Origin of the sequence: Mammaliicoccus sp. O-M54 (genome assembly GCF_022386035.1) — a bacterium.
In the GTDB taxonomy this organism is placed as follows: domain Bacteria; phylum Bacillota; class Bacilli; order Staphylococcales; family Staphylococcaceae; genus Mammaliicoccus; species Mammaliicoccus sciuri_A.
Map to the genome: position 1 here is coordinate 145,095 of NZ_JAJNJE010000003.1, position 14,892 is coordinate 159,986.

General features: G+C 32.5%; 15 protein-coding genes. 2 read left to right on the plus strand and 13 right to left on the minus strand.

Going from position 1 to position 14,892, the window contains the following annotated elements:
- Positions 1–4: 4 nt before the first annotated feature.
- The 12 genes from floA to lepA all read right to left on the minus strand — a co-directional run bounded on the left by floA (position 5) and on the right by lepA (position 13,110).
- Complete coding sequence (gene floA, locus LQ673_RS06655) at positions 5–1,000, minus strand: flotillin-like protein FloA (protein ID WP_025904203.1); 996 nt, start codon at positions 998–1,000, stop codon at positions 5–7.
- 23 nt (positions 1,001–1,023) lie between these two features.
- Positions 1,024–1,740 carry an NfeD family protein gene (locus tag LQ673_RS06660; protein WP_191835622.1) on the minus strand — a complete coding sequence of 239 codons (717 nt, stop codon included), beginning with the start codon at positions 1,738–1,740 and terminating at the stop codon, positions 1,024–1,026.
- A 211-nt stretch (positions 1,741–1,951) separates the two neighbouring features.
- The gene (rpsU, locus tag LQ673_RS06665) at positions 1,952–2,128 is read right to left on the minus strand and encodes a 30S ribosomal protein S21 (RefSeq protein WP_016998564.1); all 177 of its coding nucleotides are present in this window, start codon (positions 2,126–2,128) and stop codon (positions 1,952–1,954) included.
- A 124-nt stretch (positions 2,129–2,252) separates the two neighbouring features.
- Positions 2,253–3,599, minus strand: a complete 1,347-nt coding sequence (gene mtaB, locus LQ673_RS06670) for a tRNA (N(6)-L-threonylcarbamoyladenosine(37)-C(2))-methylthiotransferase MtaB (RefSeq protein WP_191835623.1) — start codon at positions 3,597–3,599, stop codon at positions 2,253–2,255.
- A 6-nt stretch (positions 3,600–3,605) separates the two neighbouring features.
- Entirely contained in the window at positions 3,606–4,355 is a 750-nt protein-coding gene (locus LQ673_RS06675; protein ID WP_126477619.1) for a 16S rRNA (uracil(1498)-N(3))-methyltransferase, read from the minus strand.
- Between the two features lie 8 nt (positions 4,356–4,363).
- The gene (prmA, locus tag LQ673_RS06680) at positions 4,364–5,296 is read right to left on the minus strand and encodes a 50S ribosomal protein L11 methyltransferase (protein ID WP_126477525.1); all 933 of its coding nucleotides are present in this window, start codon (positions 5,294–5,296) and stop codon (positions 4,364–4,366) included.
- 3 nt (positions 5,297–5,299) lie between these two features.
- A complete protein-coding gene (gene dnaJ, locus LQ673_RS06685) occupies positions 5,300–6,433 on the minus strand; it encodes a molecular chaperone DnaJ (RefSeq protein WP_037588347.1) in 1,134 nt (377 codons plus the stop codon).
- A 94-nt stretch (positions 6,434–6,527) separates the two neighbouring features.
- Positions 6,528–8,363 carry a molecular chaperone DnaK gene (dnaK, locus tag LQ673_RS06690; protein WP_191835624.1) on the minus strand — a complete coding sequence of 612 codons (1,836 nt, stop codon included), beginning with the start codon at positions 8,361–8,363 and terminating at the stop codon, positions 6,528–6,530.
- Between the two features lie 44 nt (positions 8,364–8,407).
- Positions 8,408–8,995, minus strand: a complete 588-nt coding sequence (grpE, locus tag LQ673_RS06695; RefSeq protein WP_037588350.1) for a nucleotide exchange factor GrpE — start codon at positions 8,993–8,995, stop codon at positions 8,408–8,410.
- Between the two features lie 27 nt (positions 8,996–9,022).
- Positions 9,023–9,997, minus strand: a complete 975-nt coding sequence (hrcA, locus tag LQ673_RS06700; protein ID WP_191835625.1) for a heat-inducible transcriptional repressor HrcA — start codon at positions 9,995–9,997, stop codon at positions 9,023–9,025.
- Between the two features lie 116 nt (positions 9,998–10,113).
- Positions 10,114–11,232 (minus strand): radical SAM family heme chaperone HemW, encoded by a 1,119-nt coding sequence (gene hemW / locus LQ673_RS06705; protein ID WP_191835626.1) that lies wholly within the window; start codon positions 11,230–11,232, stop codon positions 10,114–10,116.
- Positions 11,233–11,286: 54 nt separating this feature from the next.
- Positions 11,287–13,110, minus strand: coding sequence for a translation elongation factor 4 (gene lepA, locus LQ673_RS06710; protein ID WP_049318748.1), 1,824 nt, complete (start codon positions 13,108–13,110; stop codon positions 11,287–11,289).
- Between the two features lie 234 nt (positions 13,111–13,344).
- On the opposite strand from lepA, the gene rpsT reads away from it, so the two are divergent.
- Positions 13,345–13,596, plus strand: a complete 252-nt coding sequence (rpsT, locus tag LQ673_RS06715) for a 30S ribosomal protein S20 (RefSeq protein WP_025904213.1) — start codon at positions 13,345–13,347, stop codon at positions 13,594–13,596.
- Between the two features lie 73 nt (positions 13,597–13,669).
- Here rpsT and holA read toward each other — a convergent pair whose 3' ends face one another.
- Positions 13,670–14,644 carry a DNA polymerase III subunit delta gene (gene holA, locus LQ673_RS06720; protein WP_191835627.1) on the minus strand — a complete coding sequence of 325 codons (975 nt, stop codon included), beginning with the start codon at positions 14,642–14,644 and terminating at the stop codon, positions 13,670–13,672.
- A 91-nt stretch (positions 14,645–14,735) separates the two neighbouring features.
- Between holA and LQ673_RS06725 the strand changes: the two genes are divergently transcribed.
- Positions 14,736–14,873: a YqzM family protein gene (locus LQ673_RS06725; protein ID WP_075577996.1), complete on the plus strand. Its 138-nt coding sequence runs from the start codon at positions 14,736–14,738 to the stop codon at positions 14,871–14,873.
- Positions 14,874–14,892: the final 19 nt, after the last annotated feature.

Consider the following 14,892-nt stretch of genomic DNA (forward strand, 5'->3'; position numbering starts at 1 on the left):
TCTCTTATTGGTTCGGTGAATTAGAATCTTGTGGCTTTGTACTCTTATTGATTGCTTCTCTCATGCCAGTGTCAGCTTCTATATTTTTTAAATTATAGTAGTCTTTAACACCTAAATTGCCTGATTTAAGTGCTTCTGCCATTGCAAGTGGTACTTCTGCTTCTGATTCAACAACTTTAGAACGCATTTCTTGTACTCTTGCTTTCATTTCTTGCTCAGTAGCAACGGCCATTGCACGACGTTCTTCGGCTTTAGCTTGTGCAATATTTTTATCAGCAAGTGCTTGTTCAGTTTGCAAGTCTGCACCAATGTTTTTACCGATATCCACATCAGCAATATCAATTGATAGAATTTCAAATGCTGTACCTGAATCTAAACCTTTACTTAATACTGTTTGTGAAATACTATCTGGATTTTCAAGTACTTTAGTGTGATGTTGACTTGAACCAATAGTTGATACAATACCTTCACCAACACGTGCGATGATTGTATCTTCACCAGCACCACCGACTAATCGATCAATGTTCGCTCTAACTGTAATTCTAGCTTTTGCTTTAACTTCGATACCATTCATCGCAACACCTGAGATAAATGGTGTTTCAATTACTTTAGGGTTAACGGACATTTGAACAGCTTCTAAAACGTCACGACCAGCTAAATCAATCGCTGCCCCTCTTTCAAATACTAAGTTGATTTCTGCTCTTTGAGCCGCAATAATTGCATCAACTACTCTATCAACATTACCTCCTGCAAGATAATGAGATTCTAACTGGTTCGTTGTTAATGCTAAACCAGCTTTGTGCGCTTTGATTAATGGGTTAATAACACGTCTAGGTGATACACGTCTCAAACGCATACCAACTAAAGTACCAATACCTACTTTTACGCCTGCTGCAATAGCTGAAATCCATAATCCTACTGGTACAAATGAGAATAAAATCATAAGTAGTACGATTAATATGACAGCAATAATTACAAAAGCAATTAAACCTGATAACATATGCATTTCTCTCCTTGTCTAAATTAAATTTCTCTTACGACAACTCTTGTACCTTCAACCTGTACAATTTTAACTTGCTTATCCTTCTGAATAAAACTACCATCTGAAACAGCATCTATTCTTTCGTCATCAACAAGTATAATTCCTGAGGGCCTCAATGCAGTGTATGTTGTACATATTTTGCCAATCAAATGACTTCTATCATCATGAGATGTATAGCCAGATTCTTTATTTGTAGAGTCTCTAAGAATGACTTTATCAAAGAATGGTATTTTACGATTGAATCCTTTCACTAATATCACCCACTCTATCGTTGTTAGAATTAATGCTACAGCAATAATCATACCCATAGTTAAGATATTTTCTCCAACTAATACGAAACTACCAATAATGGCAATAAAACCAAGGATACCTAGTACTGCTCCTATAACAAATAATTCAATTATTACTAACAATGCACCGATCCCAAAAAGTAAAACAGAAATCAAACTAATTTCATCAATTAAAACGTAGCCGATGAAAAAGATAAGTGTACAAATAAAGCTTAAAATTCCCGCAAAATTAATACGTTCTGAATATAATTGATATAGTGCACCTAGAAAAATAATACAAGTCAGTATCAATGTGACTAATGGCGTTGTAATAAACTCACCAATAGACGACATACTTTGACTTGAAACAATACCTAAATTCAAGTTGTTCTGAAAATAAGCAAATATGTATTCATACCCTGATGTCAATAATCTCACCCCTCATATTTATTATACAATAAAATAGCCGTGAACTAAAACGTATATACATAATATTCTAAATTTATAAACTTAAATGTTTTTCAAATAAATAAAAGAACACATAAACGATATCGTTTATGTGTTCTTTATGACGTTCAACGTTAAATATTGTTCATTATAATTAATTAATATTCATTGAGGGAGTTCAATAAAAAATTAATTATTTAAATTTACGTTTACGTGCTGCTTCTGATTTCTTCTTACGCTTAACACTTGGTTTTTCATAGAACTCACGTTTACGCACTTCTTGAATCGTACCGCTTTTTGAAACTGTACGTTTGAAGCGACGTAATGCATCTTCGATTGATTCGTTTTTACGAACTACTGTTTTAGACATCTGTATTTCCCTCCCTCCAAATATCAACAAAGCTTTATATGTCATTTACATAGTATATATTACTATGTACTTAAACATTATAAAATAAGTCATTTTTTAAGTCAATAATCATTTGTTATGAATATTAATATGCAACTAATCTTTCGTCTTTATTTGTTGCATGATCCACAACTTTTACAAGTTTACCTTTATTGATAGGATAACCTGGTGTTATAACTTTCACTTTCACTAATTCTCCAATTAGTGATTCATCGCCTTCAAATTCAATCTTCATGTAATTATCTGCATATCCGACTAGTTTACCATCAGTTGAACCTTTTTCTTCAGGTATCACTTCTAATACAGTTTGATCAAATTTAGAAGCATAATCTTTAGCTAATTGATTTGATAATTCAATTAAACGATGTACGCGTTCATTTTTAACTTCTTCATCAATTTGATCTGTCATTCTAGCTGCTGGTGTTCCTGTTCTCATAGAATAAGGGAACACGTGTAATTCAGAAAATTGATGTTTAACAATGAAGTCATATGTTTCTTGGAATTCTTCTTCAGTTTCACCGGGGAATCCAACAATTACATCACTTGTAACAGCTAAACCTGGTAAAGCTTTATGCAATTTTTGTAATCTTTCAGAGAAGTGTGCCATCGTATATTTTCTTCTCATACGTTTCAATACAGTATCAGAACCTGATTGTAATGGTATATGAAGATGTCTTACAACTTTAGTTGATTTATCGATAACATCAATAACTTCATCTGTAAGCTGACTCGCTTCTATAGATGAAATACGAATTCTTTCAAGATTTTCAACTTGTTCTAGATCTCTTAATAATTGCGCTAAGTTATAATCTTTTAAATCTTCACCATATCCACCTGTATGAATACCTGTTAAAACAATTTCTTTATATCCTGAGTTTACAAGTGTTGTTGCTTGGCTTACTACTTGTTCAGGATCTCTTGATCTCATTAACCCTCTTGCCCATGGAATGATACAGAAAGTACAGAAATTATTACAGCCTTCTTGAATTTTTAATGATGCACGTGTTCTGTCAGTAAAGTATGGAACTTCTAATTCTTCATACTTTCTGTTTTTCATAATATTACCTACACCATTAATAGGTTGTCTGCTTTGTTTATAGTCCTCAATATAAGAAATAAGTTTATGTCTATCTTGAGTACCTACAACAATATCAACGCCCGGAATTGCCATAATTTCAGCAGGAGATGTTTGAGCATAACAACCTGTTACACAAACAACTGCATCTGGATTTTTACGTATTGCTCTTCTAATCACTTGTCTACTCTTCTTGTCGCCTGTATTTGTTACAGTACAAGTATTAATGATAAAGACGTCAGCATTCGTTTCAAAATCCACTCTTTCGTAATCATTTTCCTTAAATAATTGCCAAATTGCTTCAGTTTCATAATGGTTTACTTTACAACCTAACGTATGGAACGCTACTGTAGCCAATTTTATTCACCTCATTAATTCTAATTGATAGCTTAAAGCAGCTAAAGCATACAATGGAGCGGTTTCAGCTCTTAATATTCTAGGTCCTAAACTCACCTTAATAGCATCATCATAAAGATTAACTTCATTTTCAGTTAATCCACCTTCTGGTCCAAATATCATTAAAACCTTTTGTCCATGTTTAAGGTTAGAACCAATTTGATGAAATTTGCTTGTTCCCCCACTTTTAGCTTCTTCTTCATAAGCTATTATTACATAATCATATTCATTCATATTATCATAAATTGATTTAAAATTCGACTTATACTTTATACTTGGTATAGTAAGTCTCATACTTTGTTCACTAGCTTCTTTAACAATTTTTTGCCATCTATCTAATTTTTTAGATATTTTTTTCTCGTCTAATTTGACAATAGATCTTTCGGATTGGACAGCAATAAAATGATGCGCACCCATTTCAGTTGCTTTTTGAAGCAACCATTCATATTTATCGCCTTTAATAAGCCCACTCGCAATCGTTATATCAACAGGTAGTTCCGTTTGTCTTGTAATGTCTTCTACCGTTTCTAACTCAATGCTATCGTCATGAAAAGCAATGATTTTTGAAATTAACGACTTTTGATCTTCAAAAGTTAATATAATTTCTTGATCGATACTTTTGCGCATCACATTTTTAATATGATGTATATCATCTGTATTATGTATAAAAAAACGCTGATTTAACTCAGCGTTTTCTTGTAAGAAATATCTTTGCATCATTTCTCCTACTTTCTAGCTCGTATTGAAACCCAACCATCTTCACGTAGTACTTTTTCGATAGTATAACCAGTATTTTGTAGTTTTTCAATTATTTCATCGGATTTTTCTTCAATAATGCCTGAAGTAATAAAGTAGCCATTATCATTCAATCTTTCATAACTATCTTCTATCATTAAATCAATAATATGCGCTAATATATTTGCAATAACCACGTCATATTGTTCTGTTTCTTCAGTAAGCAAATTGCCAGTATCTGCGACGATATCTTTTTCACAATCATTGATTTCAAAGTTTTCTTTAGCAACTTTAATTGCTAAATCATCTAAATCCACCGCTTTAATGTCGTTTACCCCTAGTAAATGACAAGCTATGCTTAGAATACCTGAACCTGTACCAACATCAATCACTTTGTGTTGAGGTTGTACAACCTCTTCTATATGTCTTAAACACATACTTGTTGTGGGGTGGTCACCTGTACCAAAAGCCATACCTGGATCCAGTTTGATGCAAAGATCACCTTCGTTATTTTGATATCCTTCTTGTTCCCAACTTGGAACAATCGCAAATCTTTCAGAAGCTTTAAACGGATGGAAATAATTTTTCCATTCATTTTCCCAATCTGATTCTTTAATAATCGTTTTCTCAAACGATAAAATTTCTGACTGAATGCCATTTACATTTGCAATTGTTTCTTGAATTTCTTGTTCTAATTGATCCGTAAATACTAATTCATTAAAATAACATTTAACCCTAATATCATGATCAGGATAATCTGCGGGATTTAATTCATAAATCTCACCGTATACATCTGTATGTTCTTTCTCTAATTCTGCTGAATCTTCAATTACGACACCATTTGCACCTAATTCATTTAACAATGCTGTAACTTCTGGTTCTGCTTCGCTATTTATCATGATAGAATACTCAATCCAATTCACAGGCTATTCTCCTTTAAAAAACTTTTTGGCTCTGTCTTTAAAGCTAGATGGTTGTTCTGTAATAGTTTCTCCACCTATTTCAGCAAACTCACGTAATAGTTCTTCTTGTCTTTCAGTCATTTTATCTGGTGTTACAACTTTAACAGTTACAAAGTAATCACCTTTACCGTAACCATGAACGTTTTGAACACCTTTTTCTCTCAATCTAAATTGTTTACCAGTTTGTGTACCTGCTGGAACGGTTAATGATACATTACCAGTCAATGTAGGAACAGTAATTTCATCACCTAATGCTGCTTGAGGAAATGATAGATTTAGATCATAGAAGATATTGTCTCCATCACGTCTAAATTTACTGTGTGGTTTCACTCTGAACACAACATATAAATCGCCTGCAGGTCCACCATTTACACCTGGTCCACCTTTACCAGCTAAGCGAATTTGTTGGTCATTATCAACACCTTCAGGTACTTTCACTTTGATTGTAACTTTTTTGTTTTGAGTACCTTTACCATGACAATCTGAACATTTTTCTTCAAATACTTGTCCAGAACCTTCACATTCAGGACAAACTTTTTGCGTTTGCATTCTGCCTAGAATAGTATTTTGTTCAACTGTTACATGACCTTGTCCGTTACAGTACGTACAAGTTTTTTTCTTAGTGCCAGGTTTAGCACCATTACCATGACATGTATCACATTCTACATCTTTACGAACTGTAATATCTTTTTCAGTACCAAATACAGCTTCTTCAAATGTTAATGTCATGCTATATTGTAAGTCATCACCTTGTCTTGGAGCGTTAGGATCTCTTCTAGCGCCACCGCCACCAAAGAATGAACCGAAAATATCTTCAAAGCCACCGAATCCAGAGAAGTCTTGTCCTCCAAATCCTTGTGATCCACCGAATCCTTGTTGCGGACCACTATGACCGAATCTGTCGTATTGCGCACGTTTGTTTTCATCACTTAGCACTTCATATGCTTCTGAAATTTCTTTAAACTTTGCGTCAGCACCTTCTTCTTGATTGATATCAGGATGGTACTTTTTTGATAATTTACGATAAGCTTTTTTTATTTCATCTTTAGAAGCATCTTTGGATACGCCAAGTACTTCATAATAGTCTCTTTTTGCCAATGTAATCTCTCCTTTACACACTGATTTATAATACGTATATGAATTAAAAAAGTCAAAGCCAATCACATTGACTTTGACTTTTTAATGATTAGTATTATTTTTTATCGTCTTCGTTGACTTCTGTATATTCAGCATCAACTACGTCATCATCGTTTGAAGTAGATTGGCCTTCAGCGCCTTCCGCACCTTGTTGTGCTTGTGCAGCTTGTTCATACATTTTAACAGATAATTGTTGTACGATTTCTTGAAGTGCATCTTTTTTAGTTCTGATATCTTCTATATCAGTACCTTCAAGTGCTTTTTTCAATTCTTCTTTAGCTTCTTCAGCTTTAGCTTTTTCGCTTTCATCAACGTTATCGCCAAGATCATTTAAAGTTTTTTCAACAGTAAATACCATTTGGTCTGCTTCATTTCTTAAATCGATTTCTTCACGACGTTTTTTGTCTGCTTCAGCATTTTTCTCTGCATCTTGAACCATACGATCGATTTCTTCATCTGATAATGATGAGCTTGATTCAATCGTAATTTTTTGTTCTTTGTTTGTACCTAAATCTTTAGCTGTTACATTAACGATACCATTTTTATCGATATCAAATGATACTTCGATTTGTGGCACACCACGTGGAGCTGGTGGAATATCCGTTAATTGGAATCGACCAAGTGTTTTGTTATCTGCTGCTAATTGACGTTCACCTTGTAATACGTGAATATCAACTGCTGGTTGGTTGTCAGCTGCAGTAGAGAATACTTGAGATTTAGATGTTGGAATTGTTGTATTTCTTTCGATTAATACTGTAGATACGCCACCCATAGTTTCGATACCTAATGATAATGGTGTAACGTCAAGTAATACTACATCTTTAACATCACCAGTGATTACGCCACCTTGAATTGCAGCACCCATTGCTACTACTTCATCAGGGTTAACACCTTTGTTAGGTTCTTTACCGATTTCTTTTTTGATTGCTTCTTGAACAGCTGGGATACGAGTTGAACCACCAACTAAAATAACTTCATCGATATCAGAATTAGATAATCCTGCATCTTTCATTGCTTGGCGAGTTGGACCCATTGTTCTTTCTACTAAATCGCTTGTTAATGATTCAAATTTAGCTCTTGAAAGTGTTGTTTCTAAGTGTAATGGACCATTTGCGCCACCAGAGATGAATGGTAATGAAATTTGAGTTGAAGATACGCCTGATAAGTCTTTTTTAGCTTTTTCAGCAGCATCTTTAAGACGTTGTAATGCCATTTTATCTTGTGATAAATCTATGCCATTTTCTTTTTTGAATTCTTCAACTAAATATTTAATGATAACGTCATCGAAATCGTCACCACCAAGTTTATTGTCACCTGCAGTTGCTAATACTTCGAATACACCGTCACCTAATTCAAGGATAGATACGTCGAAAGTACCACCACCAAGGTCAAATACTAATACTTTTTGATCTGTTTCAGTTTTATCTAAACCGTAAGCTAATGCTGCTGCAGTTGGTTCGTTAATAATACGTTCTACTTCTAAACCAGCGATTCTACCAGCATCTTTAGTTGCTTGACGTTCTGAGTCATTGAAATAAGCTGGAACTGTAATAACAGCTTTAGTTACTTTTTCACCTAAATAACTTTCAGCAGTTGATTTTAAGTTTTGTAAAATCATAGCTGAGATTTCTTGTGGTGTATATTCTTTATCTTCAACTTTCTCTTTATAATCAGTACCCATGTGACGTTTAACTGATTGAATTGTATTTGGGTTAGTTACTGCTTGACGTTTAGCAACTTCACCAACTTGTGTTTCACCATCTTTAAATGCAACAACTGATGGTGTTGTTCTGTTACCTTCTGGATTTTGGATTACTTTAGGTTCTCCACCTTCTAATACTGAAACTACTGAATTTGTTGTACCTAAGTCTATACCTATTACTTTACTCATAAGAATTATTCCTCCAATTTATAATTAATTAATCATCGAGTTCATTATTCGTTTACTTTAACCATTGCTGGTCTTAAAACACGATCTTTCAATTTATATCCTCTTTGTAACTCTTCAGTTACAACACCTGATTCAAAGTCAGGATTGTTATCTTGCATTACTGCTTGATGTACATTTGGATCGAATGGTTGGTTGTAAGATTCGATTTCTTCTAAACCATTATCTTTTAATGATTTAAGTAAATCGTTATAAACCATGTCTACACCTTTTTTGAAAGTTAAGAAGTCTTCAGACTCACCTTCTTGTTTAAGTGCACGATCCATATTATCTAGCGCAGGTAAAACATCTGTAAGTACACGCTGTGCTTGATAATCTTTAATAATGCTTGCTTCTTGTTTCATTCTACGTTTATAGTTTTCAAACTCAGCGTATAAACGTAAGTATTTTTCTTCTTCTTCATTTGCTTTTTGTTTAAGTTGTTCGAGTTCAGCTTCCGGAATTTCGACTACTTTATCTTGCTCAACCTCTTCAACATTTTCTTCAGTTTCATTTGCTTCTACTTCTTCAGTAGCGACAGATTGAGTTTGATCATTAGTTTCATCGAATTGTTCATTTTGCTTTTCTTCCGTCATTTCATGCCCTCCATTTTCTTTCCTTATTTAAAAATGATTCAAAAGTTGAATCACTTTGTTATAATGCATTGCAGTTGGACCAATAACGGCTAAATGACCAGTTATATCACCAGAAATTTCATAATTGGTACTTATAATCGAAATACCATGTAAATCTTTATTAATTTCTTGTCCAATTTTGACACTTATCGAATCATTAGAAGTTTCATTTAAAAATTGAGCGATACGTTCAGATTCAAGATACTTTAAAATCGATTGAATCATAGATACATTTGTTACATCTAACGCGTCAATTAGGTGCATCTTACCACCTAGAAACATTTCTTCATTATGATCATTAATTTGCGTTAATAATGCTTGTTTAAAATTATTAATAAATTCTTGATCAATGAATGACAACGATAATGATTCTAACGTTTTTATCATTGTAGTTAAAGTATTTTGCTTAAAATATTGGTTTAAGTAGTTCATAAATTTCTCAATCTGTAATTGATTTAAAGATTCATGAATTTGAATATGAACTTTCTCTACATAACCATCTGTAAATACAATGACGCCCATGAGATGAGTTGGGCTGACTCTCACAAAATGAATTTCAAATATAAATCTTGAAAATTTATTCGGTCCGAGTACTACAGTTGTATAATGTGAACGATTTGAAATTTCTAATGCTAACCATTTAAGCATTGCGTTGACATCATATTGATTTTTATCTTGAAAATGTTCAAACCAATTTAAACTTTTCTTACTTTGAGATTTAGTCTCAAGTAATTGATTAACATAATACTTAATCCCTTGTTCAGAAGGAATACGACCTGATGACGTATGTGTCTTCTCAAGAAGGTTCAAATCTTCTAATTGTTTCATTTCATTTCTAACTGTCGCTGGACTAATCGGCAATTGATGCCTTTCAATAATCGACTTAGAACCAATTGGTTGTCCTAACTCAACATAATCCTCAACAATTACATTCAAAATTTGTAATTGCCTCTCAGTAATCATGTCATCACCTCGATTAGCACTCTATCTTCCCAAGTGCTAATTATAATTTATCAAATTGGTCAAAGAAAGTCAACGTTAAAGCATTCAATTTTTATATCTTTTTTTAATACATATTTTTAGCTTAATAAAAACTTCTCAAACACTTCATTCCCGATTATTTGTCCGCGATTACTTAAGCGTAAATAATCTTGTTCATCTAGTAATAATTCTTGTTCAATGAGTTCTTTCACATGTTGACCAAATACATCTTCTATTGATTGGTCAAACTTATTTTTGAATTTTGATTTAGAAACACCTTTTGTCATTCTTAATCCAAGAAACATTTCTTCTTCCATTTGTTCTTTCAATGACACTTCTGTACTTTGCAATACAGGCATTTCACCATTCTTTAATTTCTTAATATATTGATTAACCGGATTAATATTGCCATAGCGTACACCATTAATATAACCATGAGCACCTGCACCGAAACCATAATATTCTTCATTTTTCCAATATACTTTATTATGAAGAGATTCATGCCCTTCTTTCGAGAAGTTTGAGATTTCATATTGATTTAGGTTAGAATCTGCTAATTTCTTTTTCAAATGTTGATACATTTCTTCACCTAAATCTTCATTAGGTAACTTCAAACGCCCTTTTCTATATAAATTATAGAATTGCGTCTTAGGTTCAAGTATAAGTGCATAACTTGAAATATGATCTACATCAAGTGATAGTGCCTTATTAAGTGAATCATCAAATTGTTCTAATGTTTGACCTGGTAAATGAAACATAAGATCTAAACTTACAGAAGGAATTTTGTGTTTTCTAGATAATGTAACGGCTTTTTCAATATCGTCACTATGATGAGTTCTTCCTAACACTTTTAACAATTCATCATCAAATGTTTGAACACCTAATGACAATCTGTTCACACCATATTGTTTGAGTAATTTTATTTTTGCTTCTGTTAATTCATCTGGATTAGCTTCAAATGTATACTCTTTTGTAATCACAAATAAATCGTTAATAGCTTGCAGTAATCTTTCAAGTTGTGCTTCAGATAATGCTGTAGGTGTACCTCCACCAACAAAGACAGTCTCAACTTCTTTATCTTTTCTCGTTGACATCTCTTTTATCAAACAATCTAAGTACTCATCTACCGGCTGATTAGCAATATAGAACTTATTAAAATCGCAATAAGTACAAATTCTCACACAGAAAGGTATATGAATATATACACTTTTTGCCATATAAACGCTCCTTTAAAAATAGAAACAGCTACATATTATGCAGCTGTTTCAAAATTATTCTTCATCCATTTTAAGCACGGCTAAGAAAGCATCTTGTGGAATTTCCACATTACCTACTGATTTCATCTTAGCTTTACCTGCTTTTTGTTTTTCAAGTAATTTACGTTTACGGCTAATATCCCCACCGTAACATTTTGCTAAAACATTTTTACCCATAGATTTAATGTTTGTTCGAGCTACTATTTTATTACCAATTGCTGCTTGAACTGGTACTTCAAATTGTTGTCTAGGGATTAATGTTTTTAATTTATCTACTATTGCTTTACCTCTATCATATGCAAACTCTTTATGGACGATAAAGCTTAATGCATCTACTTTATCACCATTTAATAAAATATCCATTTTAACAAGTTTACTCTCTTGATATCCAATTAATTCATAATCAAACGATGCATAACCTTTCGTATTAGATTTCAACTGATCAAAGAAATCAAATACGACTTCAGATAATGGAAGTTCATAAATAATATTGACACGAATATCATCTAAATAATCCATCGTCTTAAAGTTACCACGTTTTTTCTGACAAAGTTCCATTACAGCACCCACATAATCATTCGGAACCATCATTGTTGCTTTAACGTATGGTTCATATATTCTGTTGATTTTTTGTGGGTCTGGGAATTGTGATGGGTTATCAATTTGTAATTTTTCGCCATCTGTTAATTCACATTCATAAATAACTGAAGGTGCCGTCGCAATCAGTTCAATATTAAATTCTCTTTCAATTCTTTCTTGAATAATTTCCATGTGTAGTAAACCTAAGAATCCTGTTCTGAAACCAAAGCCTAAAGCTTGAGAAGTTTCAGCTTCAAATTCTAAAGATGCATCATTAAGTTGAAGCTTTTCAAGTGCTTCTCTTAAATCATTGTATTTACTATTATCGATTGGATATAATCCACAGAATACCATTGGATTCATCTTTTTATATCCTTTTAAAGGTTTCTCAGCAGGTCTGTCAGCTAAAGTGATTGTATCACCAACATTGGAATCTCCAACATTTTTAATTGAAGCTACAATGTATCCTACATCTCCGACAGATAACGTATCAACTGGAAGTTGTTTCGGTGTATTAATCCCCACTTCAGTAACTTCAAATGTCTTACCTGTAGACATCATTTGAATTTTGTCTCCAGCTTTAACTGAACCTTCAACAACACGTATAGAAGAAATTACACCTCTATAAGCATCAAAAGAAGAATCAAAAATAAGTGCTTGTAATGGGTTATCTGGATCACCTTCTGGAGGTGGTACCATCTCTACAACTTTCTCTAATATGTCTTCAATTCCAATATTAGATTTAGCGCTTGCAAGTACAGCATCACTTGCATCTAAACCAATTACGTCTTCAATTTCTTGTTTAACACGCTCTGGTTCAGCTGCAGGTAAATCAATTTTATTGACTACAGGTATTAATTCTAAGTCATTGTCTAATGCTAAATATACGTTTGCTAACGTTTGAGCTTCGATACCTTGTGCAGCATCTACAACTAAAATCGCACCTTCACATGCTGCTAGTGATCTTGAAACTTCATATGTAAAATCGACATGCCCCGGTGTATCAATTAAATGTAAGATATATGTTTCCCCATCTTTAGCAGTATAATTTAATCGAACAGCATTAAGTTTGATTGTTATACCACGTTCTCTTTCAAGATCCATAGAATCTAATAATTGTTCTTTCATTTCACGTGATTCTACACTTTTTGTATTTTCCAAAATTCTATCAGCTAACGTAGATTTACCATGGTCAATATGAGCAATGATAGAAAAGTTTCTAATTTTATTTTGGCGCTCTAGGCGTTTAGTTCTGTCCATTTGAACTCCAACTTTCTCGTTAATTTTACATGTATTAAATGTAAGTCGCATCTTTGATATGATACCGTCTTTATGAAATAAATGCAAACGTATTATCAAACTATCAATAAAGTGTTATGCTTTATAAGGAATGTGTAAATAATCATTGCACTTATGCCCTACATTTGATAAAATATTTTTTGTTGCAATCAAAAATTCTTTGATCACGGACAACATATTTAGGAGGTGACTCTCATGCCAAACATTAAATCTGCTATTAAACGCGTTGCTGTTACAGAAAAGAAAGACGCTGCTAACATTTCACAAAAAAATGATATGCGTTCAGCTGTAAAAGCTGCTAAAACTGCAATCGAAAACAATGCTGAAAACAAAGCTGAATTAGTTTCATTAGCTGTTAAAAAAGTTGATAAAGCTTCTAAAAACAATCTAATTCATTCAAATAAAGCTGATAGAATTAAATCAAGCTTAATGTCAAAAGCTAACTAATTATGTGAGAGCGTGACACAGAACATTCTGTGTCACGCCCTTTTTTTATGGAATGAAATACCAACCTCACATCTTATATTTTTAAAATGAAAAGTTCTAATATGAGTACTTTATCCATATATGAAGATTTCAATTGGTAATCTGTATCAGCACAAATATCAATAGTCGATAATAAACGATCGAGTGATAGCTTTCTCGTAATACGAAGTGCCAGTTTAACCCTATATGGATGTACACCAATCGTTTTGGCTATTTGTTGTTCGCTATAATGTTTACCAGCAAGAATCTTACATTGATAATACAAGCGATAATTACTTGTGATTAACGCTAATAGCTTAATCGGCTCTTCTTTCATATTGATTAAGTCTTTCAGTAAATTAATAGACTTTTCTTTTTGACCCTTCTGAATATATTCCGTTAATAAAAATACATTCTGTTCTAGAGAACGACTCACAATTTCTTTAACGTCTTGTTTATTAATAACCGCTTCATCACCAATAAATAACACTAATTTATCTAATTCTGCTTTAATAATATTAAATTGAATACCTGTCAGTTCTAAAAATTCTATTAGTGCATCTTCTTTTATATCTTTATATTGTTCATGCAAATAAGATTTAATCCATTGTTTTATTTCTTGTTCAGTCATTTGGTCAATTTTATTGAGCCTTGCATTTTTCTTAACTGTTTTAACGAGTTTCTTTCTTTCATCTAATTTCTCATTAAATACATCAAATACGACTAACGTTTCACCATCATATTGTTCAATAAATTGAATTAATTGATCGATATTTTGATTGATTTGAGTACTAACTTTTTCTCCTGTAAATAAATAAGCATTCTTAATATGTACGACTTTTTTGTCTGAGAGGAATGGTAAAGTTAATGATTCTTCTATCGCGCTTGAAATAGGTGTTTCATATAAATCAAATTTAACATAATTGAAATCGTCTCTTTCTCCACCTAAATATTGATTTATAATTTCGTCAGATTTTTTCTCAATAAGTGCATTTACTGCACCATAATTCAATACAATATTGTCTTCCAAAATAAGTCTCCCTCTCTTATAAAGTTCTAATTAAGTATAGCATTTTTAAGTTTAATATCATATAATGAAAGTAAGTATAGGAGGGAGTCATATGAACAGATTTGAAGGTGAAAATACTCAAGGGCGTAACAATGATGTTAAAGACTCTGGATTTGGATTTATAATTGGTTTCGTATTCTTAGCAGCAATTTATATTATTGCACAAGTATTCAGTTTACTACCAAACTAATATATCAAATCCATTTATA

Excerpts from the sequence above, each read along its gene's own strand:
- floA (WP_025904203.1), bottom strand. The coding sequence starts at position 1,000 with ATGTTATCAGGTTTAATTGCTTTTGTAATTATTGCTGTCATATTAATC.
- rpsU (WP_016998564.1), bottom strand. The coding sequence starts at position 2,128 with ATGTCTAAAACAGTAGTTCGTAAAAACGAATCAATCGAAGATGCATTA.
- LQ673_RS06675 (WP_126477619.1), bottom strand. The coding sequence starts at position 4,355 with ATGCAAAGATATTTCTTACAAGAAAACGCTGAGTTAAATCAGCGTTTT.
- dnaK (WP_191835624.1), bottom strand. The coding sequence starts at position 8,363 with ATGAGTAAAGTAATAGGTATAGACTTAGGTACAACAAATTCAGTAGTT.
- grpE (WP_037588350.1), bottom strand. The coding sequence starts at position 8,995 with ATGACGGAAGAAAAGCAAAATGAACAATTCGATGAAACTAATGATCAA.
- hrcA (WP_191835625.1), bottom strand. The coding sequence starts at position 9,997 with ATGATTACTGAGAGGCAATTACAAATTTTGAATGTAATTGTTGAGGAT.
- hemW (WP_191835626.1), bottom strand. The coding sequence starts at position 11,232 with ATGGCAAAAAGTGTATATATTCATATACCTTTCTGTGTGAGAATTTGT.
- lepA (WP_049318748.1), bottom strand. The coding sequence starts at position 13,110 with ATGGACAGAACTAAACGCCTAGAGCGCCAAAATAAAATTAGAAACTTT.
- rpsT (WP_025904213.1), top strand. The coding sequence starts at position 13,345 with ATGCCAAACATTAAATCTGCTATTAAACGCGTTGCTGTTACAGAAAAG.
- LQ673_RS06725 (WP_075577996.1), top strand. The coding sequence starts at position 14,736 with ATGAACAGATTTGAAGGTGAAAATACTCAAGGGCGTAACAATGATGTT.